This window comes from Paenibacillus sp. CR_12 (assembly GCF_041953985.1).
Lineage (GTDB): Bacteria > Bacillota > Bacilli > Paenibacillales > Paenibacillaceae > Paenibacillus_AQ > Paenibacillus_AQ lautus_A.
Genome location: NZ_JAVFHO010000002.1, coordinates 488431 through 509088, shown reverse-complemented (window position 1 = coordinate 509088; position 20658 = coordinate 488431). Strand labels below are relative to the sequence as shown.

Sequence of the window (20658 nt, the reverse complement as noted above, 5' to 3'; positions counted from 1 at the left end):
AGGAGGAAATGAACATGTCCGAAGCGATAATCAATACGGCGAAGATTGGACGTCAAGTGGTGCTGCAGCAGGTGCAGGCTATACCGGAGGAGCAGTTCGACATACAAACTGCAGGATTTAACAACACCATCCGTTGGAATGTCGGCCATATCATTTATTGGATGGATACGTATACTGCCCTGAGCTTTGGTTCCCCATCAGACATACCGGACTCGTATGCTTTACTGTTTAATTCCGGAACCAAGCCCTCGGAATGGAAGGTGGCTCCTCCATCGAAAAAAGAGCTGGTCGAGATGTTAACAGCTCAGCTTTCACGCCTATCTGGGCTGAATTCTGATATGCTGGACGAGAAGCTTTCAACTCCGTTTGTCATGGGACCGTTCCAATTCAGTACGGCTGGGGACCTGTTCAACTTCGCGCTGCTTCACGAAGCCATTCACCTCGGAACGATATCAAGCCAGCTAAAGGTTCAGACACGCTAATCAAAGCTTGGAAAGCGTAAACAAAGGCGAATGATCGACAGCTTCATGAATGGAGCTATCATTTTAACGATTAACCATAAGGAGGAAGCCTACATGCAAAAATCCGTAGACTCCGTATCAACCCGAACGACTGAAAGTTTTGAAGCTTTTAAGCAGGCTTTAGAAACAGGGCATACAGCGGATTTTCTTGATAAGGTTACAGATGGTTTTCATTTCTTTGTTCCGCTCCCGCTAGATGGGTGGGATCACAAGCAGCAAGGCAAAGAGCGGTTCGAGGAGCTGGTCAGGTTCGAGCGTTCCGTATTTCAGATGCAGCTGATTCCGCTCGTCTTGATTGAGAATGCGGACCACGGGATGGTGGTATTTCGCTCAGAAGGTTTGTTGAATGGCCGGTCTTTTAGTAATGAGCTTGCCATCGTCTTCGAGTTCGAGGGAGAGCGGATTGCCTCCTTCCGCGAATATGTAGGTATGCCGTTAAAAAACTACGAGGCTCCCTAATGGGCAGGCCGGTCTTGTTCTCCACGGCGTTATGTGGTTTCTAACCGGTTTACTGGGTATAAACGAATGAAAAGCCGCCAAAATCGCGGCTTTTTTGCACTAAAGATGATAGATAAAGCGAGTAGGCAATTTCCAATCTCAGTCACTCAGGTATCATGGGGGATTTACCAACCGATGCGGATGATCAGGCCTTTCGGGTCGCCAACTTCAAGGTAGGCGGCCTGGCCGTTGACATCGTCATACGGAAAACCGTAGGCCAAGCGGTTAATGCTGTGGTCGTGCCAGAATTTTGCGTAATAATTGGCCGGGGCGGCTTGATAGTAATTCGAAACGTTATTCCAGTCGTTGGCCTTGTAAACATGACGTTGAATGGCGGCACAAGTTGCCGCATCCGTTAAAGCGCCGTCGCACCGGAAAATATCCTGGGTGCTGTACGGAGCGTACCCGCCGAAATAGTTGGCATTCGCGCCACCCTGGGCAAAAGAACCGTGAATCGGCGCGACAATGCGATACGGTGCTTGGATCGTGGCCAACGATTTGAAGGCGGCAGGAACTTCCGCCTGGAATTTGGCGAAGATTCCGTTTCGGGTTTCGGATTCCAGCTCGCCTACAGTCTGGTCGAAGGAACCGGATTTATTGACCAGACGATGCTGAAGGGGAAAACCGAATCCGTCGACGCGTGTCGTATTGCCGTGATAGCCGGCGGCGTCAATCGTGAATTCAACGAAATCAAAATAAATATCGCGGTTCGGGTCGGTCGGATTGTTCAGATCGGGGCCGGCGAATCCATCGTTAAAGGTCTTCAAGTACAGAGGAGTGCCGACGCTAAGGAACATTCGGCCCGATGTGATCTGGGGCAATGTGACCCAAGAAGCATCGCTGACCTTATGATAAATGTTGGCGTAGTTGATGCCGTTCTTGGTTAAATGGCCTGGCGCATCATTCAAAGCGCTGGAGATCGGGACCAGATTCCCGTTAAGGTCCAAATAGCTCCACTGGTTGTTGACGGGATTGATGCCGAGAACGCCCCAGTATATTTGCTGGTCGGTATAAGCGCCATGGGTCCCGTTCATGATCTTGACCGAGACGGCACCGTTTGGCGGCATGGGGATAGTGGATGGAAGAATGTCATATATGGAGCCGGAAGAAGAGGGAGGCGGCGTGGAACCCGCGGTGTAAGAAAATACACCTGTGTCATAGGCAGGGATCCCGTTATTGTAAGTAAACGAATAAGTAATCACTTGGCCGGCGGCAATGCCTGAGATGGCCTGCTCATATCGGGATTTTCCGGCATGGTAAGACATTCTGAAATTTTGCTGTTCACCGCCGTTTACTCGATAATGGACATCGACCCAGCTAGTGTTGACGGCGGATTTGAACCATACGGTGGCTGCGCTGCCGGATAATTCAACCCCCTGTGTATAGTCCGCAGCTTCGGCTCTCGTACCGAAAACGGACCAACAGGTCAGCAGCAGCGACAGAACCAGCAGGTAACGCATTCCCTTCTGCATCATCAAATTTCCTCCTTTGGACTTAGGATTAAAACAACTTCGCAATCGGGACTGAAACGGCATCCCTCCTTTATTTTGGCGTGATAATTGGCTGACTGTAAGTGTCAATCCATGCGATGACAAAAAGATTATAATTCCGTTTTCCAAAATTTAGTAGTAGCGGAATTTCGGGATGGGGTTCGCCATTTCGGAAATGGAAGTATGCGCGTGGCAATGACAATGGAAACACCCAAAAAGCAGCTATCCTATGGATGAGCTGCTTTTTGGGTATGCTTCGTTCTTGTTTCTTAGATGTATAGGATAGGGCTAACCCAATCCCTCGAAATCGTGCAATCTGCGCAGGCGGTAAGCGTTCATGGCGAATTCGCGCAGCTCCTCAAGTATGGTGTAATTCGCCCAAGCGCCTGCAAAAGCGCCGATCCCGGGCACCATCTGCAGCATTTTCCGGAAATCCATGGCGTCTCGATACTCGACCTGAAAGGTTTCCCAGTCCATATTCCGGGCATATTCGGTATCGGAGCGCCATTGTTCCTTTTCAATATGCCAACGCTTGACGGAATCGAGCAGCCTGGCACGGTTTTCAGGCCCCGAAAACGTCATTTGAAATACCTTGAGGATGAATACCCGCTCGGAGAAGTGTTTGGTGTCATAACCGTAAACATGCGCCAGCTCGAACAAAAATTTCATTTTAATCGCGATTAAAGCCGGAAAGTCTACCATGCTGAACATGATGCCGCCGGCTCCGGTACCAGCTCCTTCGGCAACCGCGATTTTTTGGTACAGAGCAAACAACGCTTTCGCTTCTTGATCGGCAGCTTCCAGTTCCAGAGAACGCTGGACCGGCCGGCTAGGCGTATATTCTGCTCCGAACAGTGCCGTACGCACGATCGATCGTATGGTGGTCGTTATGATGGTGTGCACCTTCGGGGGAATCCAATGATTAATCCGGCTGCCGATGGTTTTCGATGTTTTTTCCAGCCAGCCCGGCGGTTTGAACATCTGGTGTTCCCAGTCGGCGATCTCCCTCTGTACTTTATGCTCGTAATTCATGATCAATCGCTCCTCTAAACGTCTTCGCTATATTGTAACGAATATCTTCGTGGTTCGGAACAGACCGCGGCAGGTAACAGACCTCGACTAAAGTCCAGTATCGGATTAAGGGTACAAGTCCTGTTCACAGCTTTCTAATAACTTATAAATGGTTGCTAAAGCGGTTTTTAAGTCAGAAGTTTTGCAGTCGTAACTGCGGTGTATCCATAATTTCAGTATCTTGTGCTCTTATTCGATATTCCCCAGAACATCCCGAAATTTGTGATACATTACCCTTGAAGCTTATTATCGAGGAGAGTGAATCTGTCATGCATAAAGTAGTTCAACCCAAAATCCTTTACTTCGGGACTTCGGTTGTGTTAATCAGCACAATGAACGATGACGGTACGCCCAACCTGTCTCCGATGTCGTCAGCCTGGTGGCTCAACCAATCGTGTATGCTGGGTATGAGCAGAAAATCGAAGACGGTTCAAAATCTGATCCGAGAACGGGAGTGCGTACTTAGTCTTCCGTCGGTTGACTTGATTCCTGCTGTGGATCGGCTGACGCTGTTGACGGGCAGCAACCCAGTCCCTGATTCTAAAGCACAGAGGGGCTACAGGTATGAAGCGGATAAATTCGGAGTCGCTGGCTTAACGCCACTTCCATCCCTCATCGTTCAGGCTCCGCGCGTCAAAGAATGCCCAGTGCAGCTGGAAGCCAAACTTGTGAAGCTCCATGCATTTGAAGAACCCAGCTCGCTGGTTGCCATTGAAGTTCGAATAGAAAAAATCCATATTGAAGAAGAACTTCTTGTGACTGGTAACCCCAATTATATCGATCCAGCGAAATGGAATCCGATGATTATGAGTTTTTGCGAATATTTCGGACTGAGCGAGCAATTGTCTGCATCAAAATTGGCGCCGGTATTCGGACCGGATCCCGTAAAATAGCCTGCTTTCAAAAAAGACACGTTGATTATGCGCGTACAGGTGCGTTACTCGCAGCTTGGAGCTTTGCGTTCTCTGGGATCCAATGCGATTTCCGCAATCCGTAAGAAACGATTACCCGCATGGGATGATAAGGTGGAAGAGATGAACGGCATAGGCCGGAGGAGGAGATCACCATCAGCGTAATTGAGGAATGGATCATCGAATTGAAAAGGGAAGCCGAATCGACACGGGCGCTTCTCGAAAAGCTCCCGGAAGACAATTTTTCTTGGAGACCGCATCCGATATCGATGTCTTTGGGGCAGCTTGCCCTGCATATTGCCGGAGTACCCGGAGGGCTGGCTATATTGTTGGATGATTCGGTCAGCGAGGTTCCGGTTGTACCATTGCCCGAGCCGACTAACCGGCAAGAATTGCTTGATGCACTGGAAAATAGCATGTCACTCGCCGAGACCAAGCTTCGGGCATGGGGAGAAGACGGTCTAAGAGATACCTGGAGGCTCGTCAGCAAGGGGGAAACCGTTTTGGAAGCGCCTCGGATCGACATGGCGCGCACGCTGATGTTCAACCACGTTTATCATCATCGGGGCCAGTTGACGGTCTATCTCCGCCTGCTCGGCATACCGGTACCGGGGATGTATGGCCCGAGCGCGGACGAATCATAAGATACCACCTGCTCCAGAAGGCCGAACTGGAACAAAAGTTATGCTAATTGTCGCGGGCCAAATTTTGGATGGAGCTCCTATTGCTGATTTCGATGAAAGGCCACGGGAAGGCTATCACTGAATTAATCGTTTCACTGGCGGTGTTTATGGGCAGAACAAGCTGAATCTTTCTTTCAAACCTTCTACGACTTGTTCGGGTATCTCCCTAACCTTGATATCCCCACCTAGAAATAGCAGCCAATTCGTGATTTCGGTCAATTCTTCCACCTTGTTCACATCGATAAAAGCCTTAAGAACGGCTGTGGTTTGGTAAGGATTCGTATATGCAATGGAAAACTTTACAGGATGGTACTTTTTGAACTGGGCAATCGCCTTTGGACCAAGATCAAGGACAAGGTTGATGAACTCTTCCTGTTTACTCAGCTGCTCTAAAATCTTTTTCTTGCCAACTCTTTTTTTCGTATGGAATCGTTCTATGTCAGAAAGATTGTCGACAGGAATAATCCGTCTCTTTTCTTCCGCTAAGTCAAAGCCTTCAATTAACCATAAGCTTTTTTCACGATAAAGGTGCAGGAGATAAATGGGATAAGATTTTATTTCCTTCTCTTCCTGGATGGAAACCAATAAATAGTTGTCCAGCAGAAGGAGTTGGATGAGTTTTTCTAACATCGGATGGGGCAGGTCGGACAGATCAAGCAAGTCGGGATTATGAGGATTGGTTCCTTCAAACAGCAATATTTGATTTAGTAGAACAAGATCGTCTTGTTGGTTCTCCGAGATGAGGCCGAGTAATTTTTCAGCCAAAGAATGGCGACTCTTTAGATAAGGGAGCTGTTGATTTCGAGTGGCCATAAAGGCGATAAACAAAGCTTTGATTTCAGTGTCGGTAAAGCGGACCGTGGGCAGGACGGAGTTGTTCATGACAAAATACCCCCCATCCCTCCCAACTTCAGCGACAAGCGGCATCCCCATGGCTTCGATTTCTCGAATATCTCGAATCGCCGTCGAGCGAGAAATGTTAAATTCGCGCATTATTTCAGAAATGGTAAAGTGGGCGCGGTTGTTGATATACCGCATGATGGTATTAATCCGCTCAACTTTTTTCATCGGACTCTCCTAAACAGTATCATTTTTTGACATGATTTAAGGTTATTATAAACCTATCAAGTGAAAAGACAAATCATTTGAAAAATTATAAAAAAGGAAGGTTTTGAATATGGAGAATTATACGCTTGAGGAAAAAGACAGCTTTATCGTATTAGGTATTGGAACCGAACTTAAAAGCGATTACACGGATTATGCCGGCATCAACAAGGAAAAAACGGAATTTTGGGAGTCGGTGAAGCAAGATGGAAGGCTTGATACCTTAAAGGCCATAGCTGCAAATGATTACATTTTTGCCGTAAACGAGGCGGTCAATAACAAGATGATGTATTATGCCGGCGTCATGACGGAGGAGTCGTTACCAGAGGCCACTAGAGTTATTCAATTTCCTAAAGGGGAATACCTCATTGTAAAAGGGGAAGGGAAAACGGCGGATGAGCTGAGCAATAAACTTACCGGCATTGCCTTTGGCCAAGTATTGCCGTCAGCCAAGGATTTTGCCTATGTCGGCGGGCCGAATGCAACGGTGGAGATGGAAGAGCGGGACGGCTTCGTATGTGGCGAATTGTGGATTCCCGTCGTAAGGAAATAAATAAGATCAAAGGAGAAGCGGCATGGCTTATATCGTTGATTTTAAAAATGTATCTACGGTTGGTTTGGAGTCTTCGCCCGCAGCGGAAGCGCTGGCTGGTTTACGAGCGAATGAGGCGCGTTACTTCATGAACAAATATAAGCATGAATTTACGGTTGTACCAGCCGGCGATAGCCAGGAGACTTTGGATTATGTGAACCGAATATTGAAAGAAGAACGAGATCTTGAGTTTGCGGCCAAACCTTTGGAGACGTCGCGTTTTCAAGTGGAAAATATCCAGTGGGCTTTCGTCTTTTATGAGGATGGCCTCGCGGTCAATGTCATGTATACGGTTGATGATCCTAAGAAGCGGGCTGTCGGTTTTAAGCTTTCGGAGGGGATGGAGGTACCGCAGGAGTTGGAAGGGAAGTTTAAGTTTGCAAGGCAGAAGTCCAAATTAGCCGGCACCATTCGGGGCTCGTTCTTTGTAATTAAAAAGGAATACTAAGCGGTGAGCAGTCAAATAAATAACGAAAACCCAAAAAAGAACCTGAATCCTCTGATTTCAGGTTCTTTATTATTGCAATTACATAGACACGATGATACAATCTGAATGCGGCACAATCAGATGTGAGGGTATAATTATCTCATCTTACAATTTAATTGTACCACGCTAAAAATACCCTTGTCAAATGTTTTTTTCTCAAATTAATGGTTAGGAGAGATGTTGAATGCGTTCTTTGGTTCTCGATTTTCAAGACATGGAACAAAACCAGCTGTTGCTCGTTGGCGGAAAAGGAATGAATCTAGGAGAATTAGCAAAAATCGAAGGAATACACGTACCGGAAGGATTTTGTGTTACAACCGCGGGATATCAAAAAGCCATCGAACAAAACGAAACCTATCATGATTTGCTGGGACAGCTAGCCATGCTAAAAGCAGAGGATCGGGAGCGAATTGGTGAAGTCAGCAGGAAGATCAGGCAAATCATTATGGACGCAGAGATTCCTGCCGACGTCGTGAAAGCCGTAACTCATTATCTCTCTCGGTATGGCGAGGAACATGCTTATGCCGTGCGTTCCAGTGCGACAGCTGAAGATTTACCGCATGCCTCCTTTGCCGGTCAACAGGACACCTATTTAAATATCATCGGGACAGAGGCCGTCTTGAAGCATATCAGTAAATGCTGGGCATCCCTATTCACGGATCGTGCCGTGATCTACCGGATGCAAAATGGATTTGACCACAGTCAAGTTTATTTATCCGTGATCGTTCAAAGGATGGTTTTCCCGCAGGCTTCAGGGATACTATTCACGGCAGACCCGATGACATCCAATCGAAAGCTGCTGTCCATCGATGCCAGCTTTGGACTTGGAGAAGCGCTGGTCTCCGGTTTGGTATCTGCCGATTGTTACAAAGTACAGGATGAGGTCATCGTCGATAAGAGGATAGCCGCCAAAACATTGGCGATTTATGGACGACAGGAGGGCGGAACGGAGACACAGTCGATTGCCCCCGATCAGCAAAAGATCCAAACCCTTACCGAACAACAAATTTTACGGCTGGCACGCATCGGAAGACAGATTGAAGCTTATTTCGGCCGGCCGCAAGATATCGAATGGTGCCTGGCCGATGACGTGTTTTATATCGTTCAGAGCCGTCCGATCACGACGTTATACCCGATTCCTGAAGCGAGTGATCAAGAAAATCGCGTCTATATCTCTGTTGGTCATCAACAAATGATGACGGATCCCATGAAACCGCTGGGATTGTCTTTTTTCCTGCTAACGACTCCTGCACCCATGCGCAAAGCCGGCGGAAGATTGTTTGTTGATGTCACACATCATCTGGCATCGCCTAACAGCAGAGAATTTTTATTAAATAGCATGGAACAACACGATCCGCTCATGAAAGACGCACTTATGACCATCATAGATCGAGGAGATTTTATAAAATCGTTACCCGTTGATAAAAAAGAAGCGAGTCCCGTTAAAAGCAGTAATTCTATGCCGTCTGCCGGTGCCCCCCCACAATTCGAAAACGAGCCGACAATCGTTAATGATCTGATTCAACGAAGTCAAACATCGATCGAAGAGTTAAAACATAACATCGGGACGAAATCCGGGACGGATTTATTTGATTTCATTCTGGAAGATATCCAGCAATTGAAGAAGATTCTGTTCGACCCGCAAAGTTCGGCTGTCTTTATGGCTGCCATGAATGCTTCATCATGGATCAATGAAAAAATGAACGAGTGGCTAGGTGAAAAAAACGCAGCAGACACGCTTTCTCAGTCTGTACCCCATAATATTACTTCGGAAATGGGTCTGGCGCTGCTCGATGTCGCAGATGCGATTCGTCCTTATCCGGAAGTCATTGATTATTTGCAGCAAGTCAAACATGATGACTTTTTGGATGAGCTGGTTACGTTTGATGGCGGGCGTGAAGCCCGAGACGCGATCCGTGATTTTCTCAGCAAATACGGGATGCGATGTGCCGGAGAAATCGATATCACTAAAACTCGTTGGAGCGAAAAACCCGCTACGCTCATCCCGTTGATTCTGGGTAACATCAAAAACTTTGAGCCTAATGCCAGCCATCGAAAGTTTGAGCAAGGACGACAGGAAGCGCTGAACAAAGAACAAGAACTCCTGGAACGATTAAGCCGATTGCCGGATGGTGAACAAAAAGCCGCAGAAACCAAACGAATGATCGACCTTATCCGGAATTTCATTGGTTATCGGGAGTATCCGAAATACGGCATGGTTAATCGCTACTTCGTATATAAGCAGGCTTTACTGAAAGAAGCCGAACAACTCGTAGAAACGGGCGTTATTCATGACAGAGAAGATATATATTATCTCTCTTTTGAAGAACTTCACGATGCCGTACGCACAAATAAATTGGATTACCGAATGATCAACAAACGAAAAGACGAGTACAAATTATATGAAAAACTGACTCCTCCGCGTGTGATCACATCGGATGGCGAGATCATTGTTGGTGAGTACAAACGGGAAAATATTCCTGCTGAAGCCATTGTAGGGCTGCCAGTTTCTTCGGGCGTTATTGAGGGAAGAGCACGTGTCATCTTAAACATGGAAGACGCTGATCTGGAGGAAGGAGACATCTTAGTCACTGCTTTTACGGACCCTAGCTGGACGCCATTGTTTGTATCCATTAAAGGATTGATCACCGAAGTGGGCGGACTGATGACCCACGGAGCCGTTATTGCGCGTGAATATGGATTGCCTGCCGTAGTCGGCGTCGAGAACGCAACCAAAAGGATCAAGGATGGACAGCGCATTCGCGTGAATGGAACAGAGGGGTATGTGGAAATATTATAATAAATACCAACATGAAGCCGCGATTTTCGCGGCTTTTTCAATTATTGAACAGCATTTAGGAAGCAGATGCCTTGCATGGAAATAAATCGGCTGGGGCGATCGGCGGACTTAGGAAGCTTATTATACGTTACGGTTTATTCACGCAACCACGAGGTTGCTTATTGTTGACAAGCAACCCTGGGGTTGCTTATAATCGGACTATGAAGTGGGACAGAGACGCAATATTCAAAGCTCTTGGCGATCCAACACGGCGGCTTATGTTAGACGAATTATCCGAACGCAATGAGCTGACGTTGTATGAACTTACGGTACGTCTCATCATGAAGCACAACCTTTCCATTTCGCGGCAAGCGATAGCTAAACATCTTGCTGCATTGGAAGATGCCGGACTCGTCATAACCAAGCGTAAGGGGAAATATCGAGTCATTATCTTTAACAACGAACCACTGAAGAATTTGCTGAAAGGATGGATAGAGTAATTTTTAATTTTATAATCCTGGAGGAGGCCATAAAATCATGAAAATCATTGTAACCAGTATATTCGTGCAGGATCAAGACAGGGCGCTGGAGTTTTATTCAGAGAAGCTCGGATTTGTTAAAAAGGAAGATGTTCCTGTCGGAGAATTCAGGTGGATAACGCTTGTTTCGCCCGAAGTTCAAGACGGTACCGAGCTTTTGCTCGAACCGAACGAGCATCCTGCCGCAAAGGAGTATCAAAAGAAGATCTTTGCCGAAGGCATCCCGGCAACCATGTTTGGCGTTGAAGATATTCGCAAAGAGTACGAGCGGTTAAGGGAAAAAGGCGTGAAGTTTACGATGGAACCGACAAAAATGGGCGAACTCACAATAGCTGTCTTTGACGATACCTGCGGGAACCTTATTCAGATCGTGCAGAAGTAATTTACGGATTTGTTAGATAACCCTGACTCTTCTGAATGGTGTAGGACAACAAGAACATGAAGACGATAAAAGCCGCATTGTATGCGGCTTTTATTTATAAGCATGCAAATTGCTGCCGTGCTCAAGTCTCAAACAGGACTTCTCCTGTACGGGATACATCAAACCCCGGAATCGAACGCAGCTCCTTTTGGAAGGTGTCCGATTGCAGAATTTGCAAAAGGGCGGGAATCCAAGTCTGACTCCACGTGGTTTTAAGTATCACAAGATCATAACGCTCCTGAATCAAAGGAATAAAATCAATTTGACCGATTATTGAGGCTGCTTTCTCAATGCCTACGCCAACATCGGCTTCACCGGTAGCAACTTTCGTCGCCACACCGAGATGATTGGTCTGTATATGATCATAGCCGGAAAGCTGCTGCGGATTGATTCCGTGAAGGCGGAGCTGTTCGTCGAGCAACACGCGGGCGCCTGATCCCTTCTCGCGATTCACGAATCGCAGCCCGGAACGGTCTAAATCAGACCACCCTTTAAGACCGAAGGGGTTCCCCGGCTGGACATATAACCCTGCATTTCTGGAAAGAAGATTGACGACCACATAGGAAGAACCAACGAGCAGCTTTCGAATATACGGAAGATTGTACTCTCCTGTATCTCCGTCCAAGAGGTGCGTGCTGACGATATCCGACTCGCCTCTGTACATAGAGATTAAGCTGTCGAGGCTGCCGACAAATGAACGCAAGGGTCGTATGGCGGGGATTGTTTGTTCCATATGTTTGGCCAAAATATCTAGGCTAATGTCATGACCGGTAATGACGATCGGGCGATTCCCACTGGTGAATGTAGGCGGTTGGATAGGTGAAGGCGAAAGCGCCTCAACAGGTTGGTTGGATGCCGGAACCGTTCTTGTCCTTTGTTTGTAGGCCTCCAGGTCAGCAGCATCCACCCGCATTTGTTTGCCGACCCGATAAGAGGGCAGCTCTCCTTTTTTGATCAGATCATACACGGTAAGTTTGGATATTTTTAAGAGCTTGGCAATTTCCTCCGTTGTATAAGACATGTCATTGGACATATCATGTTCCTCCCGGTTAACTGTATAAGTGGTTTAACATTTGAGGCTAATTATAACACAATTGAATGAATTCAAACGATTCTCCTGATTTCTTCCCTTTCCGGATTATATAGATATCATTTAATTAGATATAAATAGATATATTTGGTTTACAAAGAATTGCGCATGACAGTATAATGTTTATGCTTGAATATAACTAAATATAGTTTTTTGGAGGGGGACCCATGATTAAACCGGCAAAGATTAGCGTGGTTTTATCTCTTGTATTATCCATGATATTAGTAATGGCGGGTTGCGGTACGGCAGCGAAAGATCATACCGCTTCTCAAGCTGCGGATAAGTATACGCAAACTTCGGCAGTAGCGGAAACGGTTGAATTGACCGTATCTGCGGCAGCAAGCATGACAGATGCTCTAAAGGAAATCCAGGAGGATTATAAAACGAAGAATCCAAATATCACATTAAATTTTAATTTTGGCGCATCCGGCGCATTGCAGCAGCAGATTGAGCAGGGAGCACCAGCCGACTTGTTCCTGTCAGCCGCAGCCAAGAACATGGAAGCGCTCGTGGATAAACAACTGATTGATGCAAATCAACAAAAAAATGTACTTAGCAATGAGTTGGTGGCTGTCGTGTCTGCGGATGGACAAGTACCGGTTGCAAGCTTTGCCGACTTGTCCAAATCCGAACTAAAGAACATTGCCATTGGCATTCCTGAAAGTGTACCTGCGGGAAGTTACGCTAAAGAGGCCCTTACAAAAACGAACTTCTGGGATTCGCTCCAATCCAAGATCGTACAAGGTAAAGACGTACGTCAAGTTCTTCAATATGTAGAAACGGGTAATGCAGATGTCGGGTTTGTGTATAAAACGGACGCATTAACCTCTGACAAAGTGAAGGTTGCATTTGCTGTGGATCCCGCAACATACACGCCTGTTGAATATCCGATTGGAATCGTAAAGGAAACGAAACATCGAAAAGAGGCTGAGGATTTCTACACTTATTTGCAGACTCAAGAAGCGCTGGACGTCTTTGTGAAGTACGGATTTTCCGTTCCGAATTGATTAGGGCCAATATGAATTGGAACGAATTCTGGTTACCGATTAAACTGTCGCTACAGGTTTCCGTACTGTCCAGCCTAACGGTTGTCCTGCTTGGAGTGGCTGCTGCCTGGTGGATGTCACGCAAATCCTTTAAAGGGAAAACGGTTCTTGAGACCGCCTTTATGCTCCCTTTAGTTCTTCCGCCAACCGTGGTTGGTTTTGTACTGTTGGTCATACTTGGTCGAAAAAGCTGGTTTGGGCAATGGATGGAATGGCTCTTTGACGCGCCCGTCATTTTTACTTGGTGGGCTGCCGTGATCGCTTCGGTCGTCGTAGCCTTCCCGCTCGTCTACCAAACGATGAAGGTGGGATTTTCTTCTGTCCAACGGGATGTCGAGGAAGCAGCTCGATCAAACGGAGCTAACGAATGGCAGGTCTTCAGGTATATAACGCTTCCATTGACTTATCGCTCGTTGGTAACTGCCTATATTCTTGGATTTGCTCGTGGACTTGGTGAATTCGGGGCGACGTTAATGATAGCAGGCAATATTCCGGGCAAAACACAGACCATTCCTACAGCCATATTCGTTGCGGTTGATGCGGGCAATACGACGATGGCATGGGCGTGGACAGCATCCATGATCATGATTTCCTTTATAATGTTGCTTCTTACAAGACGAAGTGATCAATAAAAGTCGCTAAATACAGCGGCTTTTTTTCATGTTTCGGAACTTCATGATATTGATTTATTTTAAAAAAAGGGTAATCATTAGTTACAGCACATTATTTTACCATCACATTCCAGTAAAAAGTGCTGATTACGCGCAAACCGAAAGGAGGATTGTGATTAGCTGTCGTCAGCTATAATTCCTGCTTCATATCAACCCCAGTGAGACATCATGTCAAAGGAGGTATCTTAATGTTTCAGGAGCGCTTTGCTCTCAGCGGTAAGAACTTAAAGATTTTTACATCGTTCATTCTCGCCATTATTTTACTTATCATGCCGGTCCTGCCGGCTGCAGCTGCATCACCAGGCAAAACCGTGAATGCTTCGGCTAAGCTGGCCTATAATCTTAAAGGGCTTAAGCACAATGTGGCCGTTCAAAAAGCATATATTGCAGACAAGTATGTTTACGTTACGCAGCGGTCTAAGGGTACATGCTATCTTTCCAGGCTGCTTATTAGCGGGAAAGACGCGAAGTACGTTGACGAAATGACCGTCACCAATACCGGCCATTGTCAAACGCTTGATATGTATACGTACAAAGGGGAACATTATTTCTACTTCAGTTCCAAAGCCGATTCTTCCACTAAGCAATTCTGGTCCCTCCAAGTGGCAAGACTAAAATATAAGGCGGGATCAAAGGTCGATTATACGAAGCTGGACCGGTTCGTCTATATGAATTATGCCAACAAGACCGGCAAACGATTAGGCACAACCTATAGGGTCGACGGCGGCGGCAACAGCAAATATACGTTCTTCCGCGTACAAACCAAGGAAAAGACCGTCACCTGGTCCATATACAGCACAGCGGCCCTGAACAAGCTTCTGGACAGCAAAAAGCAGGTTCGAATGGATAGTGCCGCAGCGGTAAAAGCGAGCATAGCGAGTTTCACTCAATCCGGCAATCGTATTATTAGACCGAATGGATCGTTTCAAGGTGCAGATATGCTGGGGAGCTCCAAAATTTACACCTCGGGAGGCGCCGAAGGCCAAACCCCGCAGATCGCCATGATGACCAGCTCGGGCGCCTACAAGAGCCTGGTGAAAATTACGAATGTGGGAAAGCATGAAATCGAGGGCGTTCAGACCAAGAACGGGAAGGTTTACTTTACGATCGTGACGGATCCCAAGAACAAGAAAAACACGCAGAAAATTTACTATGTGCCGGATACGATTTTTTAAATATTTTACGAAAAAGTCGCCATGTAATGGCGGCTTTTTTCGAGATTGTAACTAGTATGTCCAGTCCCCAGCAATTGTAAATCGCTGCTTATCACGTCTTAATATCAGAGAACAATGTGAGATTGTGTGTTTTTGTGGTATTCTGTACTAGTAATTCAAACGCGGTAGTCGTTTATTGGAGGAATATTCAATGCTTGCACATGATCGGCATCAACAAATCATGAAACTGCTTCACGAAATCCAATCGGTCAAGACAACGGATTTAATCGCGCAATTCGGAGTTTCTTTCGAGACGATTCGAAGAGACCTGGAATATCTGGAACAAGAGGGCTTTTTAAAAAGGGTTCATGGCGGGGCAACCTTGCCGGCAGCGGACTATCAGAAAGAACTGCCTTTTACCGTGCGGGAAATGAAGAGGCTTCAAGAGAAACGGGAGTTGGCCCAGATTGCCCTCCGCTACGTGGAAGAAGGGCAATCCTTGTTCATGGATGTAAGCACCACCAATACCGAATTCGCCAAGGCCTTGATGACGCGCTTTGATCGATTGACGATACTGACCAATTCCTTTCAGATCGCATCGATACTTATGGAGAAACCTCATTTCACGATCATCTTTGTCGGTGGGGTGGTCCGTAACTCGGAACATTGCGTGGTCGGCGATTTTGCCGAATCCTTTGTCACTCAGTTTCATGCCGACCTTTTCTTTATGAGCGTGAGCGGCATATCCCTGACCGAAGGCTTGACGGATTATGGGTTAAGCGAGATTCAATTGAAGAAGAAAATGCTGGCCCGGGCACACAAGGTCATCGTGCTTGCAGACAGCAGTAAATTTAACGCGGTTTCGCTCACACCGGTCTGCGGATTGGATCAGATTGAACGGATTGTGACGGACTCCGGGCTAGGGCATGATGTCCTTGAACAATATCGGGAGGCAGGGGTCAACATCGATTGCTAATAATTTCAAAGGAACAAGAAGAGCCTTTCGACGAGGTTCTTTTTTTGCTCATCATATCAATTGACAGTAAGAAAATCCCATGATACGATCAAAATCAAGTTGTGAAAATGTGTGTTTATAAGCATAAAAGTGTGTAAACTAGTGTTTTTAGAGGGGGTGTAGCAATTTCACTTGCAGTTTTATTGGTTCTAGGCTCTGGCATGGCGCATGCAATATGGAATATGTTGGCGAAGTCGAGCGGGAATAAGCAGTTGTTTTTATTTATGATTTATATCCCCACCACGCTTATGCTGCTCCCGGGCTTTATGATCGAAATCGTCACTGCGAATCCACCCATGTCGGGTTATCTTTTGTTATTCCTGTCCGTATTCATTCAAGGGGGATATGCCTATTTCTTGTCCAAGTCCTTAACCTATGGCGACCTATCCCAGGTCTACCCGATGATGAGAGGCATTTCCACTTTCTTGTTGCCTCTTTGCGGAGTCATTCTCCTGAACGAGCGGTTATCCGTCTGGGGATGGCTGGGACTCGGATTGATTGCATTTGGCTTCTTTCTATCAAGCGGCATCTTTATGAGGAAGCAAAGATTTCATGCCCCTCACAGGGTTCTTTTCTATACTGCAGCCGTGGGGCTTTGCACAATGGCGTACGTGATGGTAGACAAAGTGAATCTGCAGCATTTTTCGCCAACGCTGCTTTTGGAAATATCCAATATCGGATTTATGCTGGGGCTGGCCCCGTTTATCCGTTTTGGCGAAATCCGCTGGGTAAGAGAGATAAGAGAACATGGAAAATGGCTTGCAGTTGGCGCGGTCCTTTCTCCAGGTTCATATTTGTTGTTCTTGTTTGCCATGAGTATGTCCCCGTTAATATACATAGCGCCTCTTCGAGAGATTGGAACCGTATTCGGCACCTTGCTGGGCGTATTGCTGCTGAAGGAAGGTCAAGGAGGGCTGCGGATCGTATCGGCCGGCATTATCTTTATCGGAATCTTACTCGTAGGCATGCTGGGCATATGATTAGTTAGACGGCATTTTACCGTTGCGGTGAACACCGGGATAACGCGTCGGCCATATTCGACATCACTTTGAAGGAGGATTGAGTAGTTTGAACAAGCGAAATCAAGATGGAGAAAACCGGAAGGGGGACGTGCTGCTCCGATTTCAGGTTATCACCGATACGCACGTGAAGGCGGACCCTGGACATAGCTACAATTGTAATTTGGCGAGGGCACTAGAAGATATTAAACGAATGGCGCCGGACAGTGACGGCATTATGCACGCAGGCGATTTAACCGACCAGGGGAGTACGGAGGAATATGCGGAGTTTCGCAGAATATGGCGGGAGCATGGCGCAGGATTGCCGGTCAGTTATTTTGCTGCAGGCAATCACGATGTCGGTCTGGGGCATTGGCCTTCACGTTTGGGAGCTTATCTGGATGCCACGGGGATGAGGGGACCCTATCACGATCATTGGGTGAATGGGTACCACTTTATCTTCCTCGGAACCGAGGAGGGGCTGGAACTGTTTGCTTCCTTGTCCGAAACTCAGCTGACATGGCTCGATACTAAGCTAACCGAGAGCAAGAATCCGGTTCAACCGGCTTTCGTCTTCCTGCATCAGCCGCTCAAAGACACGGTTGCAGGATCTTATGAGTCGCAGCGATGGTACGGCGTTGCTCAGGACGAAGCGCTCAAGAAAGTTTTGGCTAAACACCGGCATGCCATCCTGTTCACGGGGCATACTCACTGGGAGCTGGAGGCGCAGCATACCATGTTCGATGGACAGGAACAACTGCCTTATATGTTTAACGGATCCTCTGTCGCGTACCTATGGACGGATAAAGACGAACATAAAGATGGGAGTCAAGGGCTGTTCGTCGAGGTTTATGCAGATCGTGTAATCGTCAGAGGCCGGGATTTCGCTGCAGGCAAGTGGCTGGAGAATGTCCGGTTTGAATGTAACATCCCTGAGCAATCCGAATAATTGGAAACGCCTACAACAGAACCCTCCATTCAACGACATCGGTTCATTATGATTGAACGGGGCTGTCGGGTAAATGGAGGGTTTTTCCGGCTCCGATGCAGGATTACCAAATGAATATAATTGTTTTCACAGGAAAAAGATACTACAATTGGATCAAGCCTTACATATTAGCGTTTAGATTTTGCTCTTGTTCAAATTGACAGCCAAGAGAGTAACAGAGGGGGAAACTTGGAATGAAAAACAACGAACTAAAGAGGGGGCTCGAAGCTCGCCACATTCAGATGATTGCTTTGGGCGGCACCATCGGTGTCGGGTTATTTATGGGTTCGGCAAGCACGATCAAATGGACAGGTCCATCGGTGATGCTTGCGTATGCTATTGTAGGGATTTTTATTTTCTTCATTATGCGCGCAATGGGGGAAATGCAGTACATCGAACCGAGCACGGGATCGTTTGCGACCTTTGGCCATAAGTACATTCATCCCTTGGCGGGCTATGTGACGGCCTGGAGCAACTGGTTCCAATGGGTGATCGTCGGGATGGCGGAGATCATTGCCGTTGGGACCTACATGAAGTACTGGTTTCCGGATTTGCCCGCTTGGATACCGGGGCTCGTCGCCATGGCGATTCTCGGTGCAGCCAACCTGTTCTCCGTGAAATCGTTTGGTGAATTCGAGTTTTGGTTTGCCATGATTAAAATCGTAACCATCGTCTTGATGATTGTTGCCGGGCTCGGTCTGATTTTGTTCGGATTAGGCAATGGCGGAAATGCGATCGGATTTTCTAACTTGTGGCAGCATGGGGGCTTTTTTACCGGCGGATGGTCAGGCTTTTTCTTTGCTCTCTCGTTAGTGATCGGAGCCTATCAAGGCGTCGAGCTGATAGGGATTACGGCAGGTGAGGCCAAAAACCCGCAAAAAACGTTAATGAGCGCGACGCAAAGCATTATCTGGCGCATTTTGATCTTCTATATCGGCGCGATTTTTGTGATTGTTACGGTCTATCCTTGGAATCAGCTGCAAGCCCTCGGCAGTCCGTTCGTTGCCACGTTTGCGAAAGTCGGCATTACTGCGGCAGCCGGAATCATCAACTTTGTTGTCATCACCGCCGCCATGTCGGGCTGCAACAGCGGGATATTTAGCGCAGGACGCATGCTTTATACGTTAGGAGTCAATGGACAGGCACCGAAAATATTTACGAAACTGTCCCGTAACGGCGTGCCTCTGCTGGGAACGATCGGCGTACTCGCGGGGTTGGGCCTTGGGGTGTTTTTAAGTTATATCGCACCGGAAAATCTGTTTGTGCATGTGTACAGCGCCAGCGTGCTTCCCGGAATGGTGCCGTGGTTCGTCATTTTGATCAGTCAAATCAATTTCCGAAGAACCAAGGGGAGTGCCTTGGATGATCATCCGTTCAAAATGCCTTTCGCCCCGGTGACCAACTATGTGACGATTGCTTTTTTGCTTATGGTGCTGGTCGGTATGTGGATTAACGATGAAACTCGGATTTCCTTGATTACAGGCATTGTTTTCTTGGGTATTGTCGTGATCAGTTATTATGCTTCCGGGGTTAACAAGGCACAAAATAACCGTGAGTAAGCAGCAAATAAAAACATATGAAAGCAAATGAATTGGCAAATCATCCATGGATGAAATCAATAAACATCCCATTCTCACCAAAGTGGAAATGGGATGTTTTCATTTTGAGGTACGAGCTCGGGTGATATTATGTAGGATTCAAACAGGATAACCAATCTAAACGTCGAAATTGAAAAGGTAAATGTTTGTCTCTCGGTATCGGACCTCATGGATAGGAACACGACGCTGAACAACTCATGATTGATATAAAACGAAGGAGGGATTCTATATGCCATATGGACCTGACCCTAACGCAATCTACCCGAATGAGGCGATTAAAAGTATTTGCTATATTAAAAACGTTGTGACACGCCCTAATATTATTGTCGGTGACTATACCTATTATGACGATCTAAACGGTGCCGAAAAATTCGAAGAGCATGTCACGCACCACTATGAATTTATTGGAGACAAGCTGATTATCGGGAAGTTTTGCGCTATTGCAAAGGGGATTGAATTTGTCATGAATGGCGCCAACCACAGAATGCGCAGTGTTACTACCTATCCATTCAACATCATGGGCAACGGTTGGGAGAAATCGACTCCGGCATTGGCCGACTTACCCCTTAAAGGCGACACCGTCATTGGCAACGATGTGTGGATTGGTCAAAACGTGACCGTAATGCCCGGTGTCCACATCGGCGACGGAGCTATCATAGCGGCCAATTCGGTTGTTGTAAAAGATGTCCCCCCTTATCATATTGCAGGCGGGAACCCTTGCAGGGTTATTAAGAAAAGATTTGATGACGAACTCATCGACCATCTCCTTGCCATCCAATGGTGGGATTGGCCTGCTCGGAAAATTTTTGACCATCTTGAAACGTTATGCAGCGGAGATCTGACTAAAATCAAGGAAATATAAATTGCTCATTATAGCATCTCATGGGTGAATCTACTTATTGAGCGGCAATTCCCTGAGAAATTTTAACGACTATGCGAGTGTCGGAATCGCGTTATGAAGAACATACCTTTACAATAGCCGCAGCATTGCGGCTTTTTGTA

The 20658-nt window shown here is 46.8% G+C and carries 21 protein-coding genes; 17 read left to right on the top strand and 4 right to left on the bottom strand.

Features of this window, described 5'->3' with window-relative positions; genetic code table 11:
- Positions 1-14: 14 nt before the first annotated feature.
- Complete coding sequence (locus RB297_RS05965) at positions 15-482, top strand: DinB family protein (RefSeq protein ID WP_096774012.1); 468 nt, start codon at positions 15-17, stop codon at positions 480-482.
- A gap of 93 nt (positions 483-575) precedes the next feature.
- Entirely contained in the window at positions 576-980 is a 405-nt protein-coding gene (locus RB297_RS05960) for a nuclear transport factor 2 family protein (RefSeq protein ID WP_096774011.1), read from the top strand.
- 164 nt (positions 981-1144) lie between these two features.
- Here the strand turns inward: RB297_RS05960 and RB297_RS05955 are convergent, their stop codons facing one another.
- Entirely contained in the window at positions 1145-2494 is a 1350-nt protein-coding gene (locus RB297_RS05955; RefSeq protein ID WP_192571648.1) for a glycoside hydrolase family 64 protein, read from the bottom strand.
- 303 nt (positions 2495-2797) lie between these two features.
- On the bottom strand, positions 2798-3541 hold the full coding sequence (locus RB297_RS05950; RefSeq protein WP_096774010.1) for an EcsC family protein: 744 nt from the start codon (positions 3539-3541) through the stop codon (positions 2798-2800).
- A gap of 308 nt (positions 3542-3849) precedes the next feature.
- Between RB297_RS05950 and RB297_RS05945 the strand changes: the two genes are divergently transcribed.
- Together RB297_RS05945 and RB297_RS05940 are read left to right on the top strand one after the other, a co-directional pair.
- Positions 3850-4473 carry a flavin reductase family protein gene (locus RB297_RS05945; RefSeq protein WP_096774009.1) on the top strand — a complete coding sequence of 208 codons (624 nt, stop codon included), beginning with the start codon at positions 3850-3852 and terminating at the stop codon, positions 4471-4473.
- A gap of 203 nt (positions 4474-4676) precedes the next feature.
- Complete coding sequence (locus tag RB297_RS05940; protein ID WP_228468903.1) at positions 4677-5135, top strand: DinB family protein; 459 nt, start codon at positions 4677-4679, stop codon at positions 5133-5135.
- 144 nt (positions 5136-5279) lie between these two features.
- Here the strand turns inward: RB297_RS05940 and RB297_RS05935 are convergent, their stop codons facing one another.
- Positions 5280-6242 (bottom strand): helix-turn-helix transcriptional regulator, encoded by a 963-nt coding sequence (locus RB297_RS05935; RefSeq protein ID WP_375120023.1) that lies wholly within the window; start codon positions 6240-6242, stop codon positions 5280-5282.
- Between the two features lie 109 nt (positions 6243-6351).
- Between RB297_RS05935 and RB297_RS05930 the strand changes: the two genes are divergently transcribed.
- The 5 genes from RB297_RS05930 (at position 6352) to RB297_RS05910 (ending at position 11057) form a co-directional block, all read left to right on the top strand.
- Positions 6352-6831, top strand: coding sequence for a GyrI-like domain-containing protein (locus RB297_RS05930; RefSeq protein WP_375120022.1), 480 nt, complete (start codon positions 6352-6354; stop codon positions 6829-6831).
- A gap of 22 nt (positions 6832-6853) precedes the next feature.
- Positions 6854-7318, top strand: coding sequence for a hypothetical protein (locus RB297_RS05925; protein ID WP_009592531.1), 465 nt, complete (start codon positions 6854-6856; stop codon positions 7316-7318).
- Between the two features lie 223 nt (positions 7319-7541).
- On the top strand, positions 7542-10157 hold the full coding sequence (ppsA, locus tag RB297_RS05920; RefSeq protein ID WP_375120021.1) for a phosphoenolpyruvate synthase: 2616 nt from the start codon (positions 7542-7544) through the stop codon (positions 10155-10157).
- 200 nt (positions 10158-10357) lie between these two features.
- On the top strand, positions 10358-10636 hold the full coding sequence (locus RB297_RS05915; protein WP_375120572.1) for an ArsR/SmtB family transcription factor: 279 nt from the start codon (positions 10358-10360) through the stop codon (positions 10634-10636).
- Between the two features lie 37 nt (positions 10637-10673).
- The gene (locus RB297_RS05910) at positions 10674-11057 is read left to right on the top strand and encodes a VOC family protein (RefSeq protein ID WP_213578850.1); all 384 of its coding nucleotides are present in this window, start codon (positions 10674-10676) and stop codon (positions 11055-11057) included.
- 121 nt (positions 11058-11178) lie between these two features.
- Here the strand turns inward: RB297_RS05910 and RB297_RS05905 are convergent, their stop codons facing one another.
- On the bottom strand, positions 11179-12129 hold the full coding sequence (locus tag RB297_RS05905) for a helix-turn-helix transcriptional regulator (protein WP_332296022.1): 951 nt from the start codon (positions 12127-12129) through the stop codon (positions 11179-11181).
- A 224-nt stretch (positions 12130-12353) separates the two neighbouring features.
- Between RB297_RS05905 and modA the strand changes: the two genes are divergently transcribed.
- The 8 genes from modA to RB297_RS05865 all read left to right on the top strand — a co-directional run bounded on the left by modA (position 12354) and on the right by RB297_RS05865 (position 20518).
- Entirely contained in the window at positions 12354-13193 is an 840-nt protein-coding gene (gene modA / locus RB297_RS05900) for a molybdate ABC transporter substrate-binding protein (protein ID WP_375120020.1), read from the top strand.
- 11 nt (positions 13194-13204) lie between these two features.
- Complete coding sequence (modB, locus tag RB297_RS05895) at positions 13205-13864, top strand: molybdate ABC transporter permease subunit (RefSeq protein WP_096774580.1); 660 nt, start codon at positions 13205-13207, stop codon at positions 13862-13864.
- 227 nt (positions 13865-14091) lie between these two features.
- Positions 14092-15078 (top strand): phage baseplate protein, encoded by a 987-nt coding sequence (locus RB297_RS05890; protein ID WP_375120019.1) that lies wholly within the window; start codon positions 14092-14094, stop codon positions 15076-15078.
- Positions 15079-15268: 190 nt separating this feature from the next.
- The gene (locus RB297_RS05885) at positions 15269-16033 is read left to right on the top strand and encodes a DeoR/GlpR family DNA-binding transcription regulator (RefSeq protein WP_036660720.1); all 765 of its coding nucleotides are present in this window, start codon (positions 15269-15271) and stop codon (positions 16031-16033) included.
- Between the two features lie 182 nt (positions 16034-16215).
- The gene (locus RB297_RS05880; protein ID WP_192571656.1) at positions 16216-17052 is read left to right on the top strand and encodes a DMT family transporter; all 837 of its coding nucleotides are present in this window, start codon (positions 16216-16218) and stop codon (positions 17050-17052) included.
- Between the two features lie 88 nt (positions 17053-17140).
- Positions 17141-18019 carry a metallophosphoesterase family protein gene (locus RB297_RS05875; protein WP_192571657.1) on the top strand — a complete coding sequence of 293 codons (879 nt, stop codon included), beginning with the start codon at positions 17141-17143 and terminating at the stop codon, positions 18017-18019.
- Between the two features lie 233 nt (positions 18020-18252).
- Positions 18253-19617 (top strand): amino acid permease, encoded by a 1365-nt coding sequence (locus tag RB297_RS05870; protein WP_096773997.1) that lies wholly within the window; start codon positions 18253-18255, stop codon positions 19615-19617.
- Positions 19618-19885: 268 nt separating this feature from the next.
- Complete coding sequence (locus RB297_RS05865; protein WP_096773996.1) at positions 19886-20518, top strand: Vat family streptogramin A O-acetyltransferase; 633 nt, start codon at positions 19886-19888, stop codon at positions 20516-20518.
- Positions 20519-20658 lie beyond the last annotated feature (140 nt).